Annotated in this window: 1 protein-coding gene; it reads right to left on the bottom strand. The window is 62.1% G+C overall.

The features are described from left to right. On the bottom strand, positions 1 to 397 hold a 397-nt coding region (locus EOA38_RS38455; protein ID WP_127301682.1), incomplete at its 3' end, for a thermonuclease family protein. Positions 398 to 556: the final 159 nt, after the last annotated feature.

Here is a 556-nt window from a genome sequence, read left to right as displayed (position 1 = left end):
CCAGATAATTGGCGCTGACGGCGTTGCCCTTCGCATCGGTGGCGGCGAACGCGTAGCCGGCCGCGATAAGGGCGGTCCCAAGGTCGATCGTATTGCCGTCGAGTTTCGCGCCACACACCACAAAGGTCGCTTTGTCGAGCGCCATGGCAATGGGCTGACAAGTCACGGCCGTTGTCGAAAACAAGGCGGCCAAGTGGGCGAGCGAGACGTTGCCGCAATCGAGCTCCTTGCCATTGGCATCCAGTGCGATCGTGCCGCGCAAGCATGATTGCACGCCATAAAGCCGGTAGAGCTTGCCGCGGTCCTGCCACGTATCTCCTGTCAGCAGTTCGACGCTTTTCGACACGAGGAAGGGAGTGGCTGTCGCGTTTGGCGGCGCGGCGCCTTCGGCGCCCACGGCGTGGGCGGTTGCGAATGTGATAAACGCAGCGAGGCTAGTTCGCTTCATCGGTCTGGAACTGTTTGCCGAGATCGGAGGCATGTTCGAGATCCGGCCGCAGGGACCTGCCGTCCTGGTTGCGGCCGATCGCGGCCATGTCGAAGAAGACCATGGAAT

The sequence above is a fragment of the Mesorhizobium sp. M1E.F.Ca.ET.041.01.1.1 genome (genome assembly GCF_003997355.1).
In the GTDB taxonomy this organism is placed as follows: domain Bacteria; phylum Pseudomonadota; class Alphaproteobacteria; order Rhizobiales; family Rhizobiaceae; genus Mesorhizobium.
This window is presented reverse-complemented; position numbering and strand designations above follow the sequence as displayed.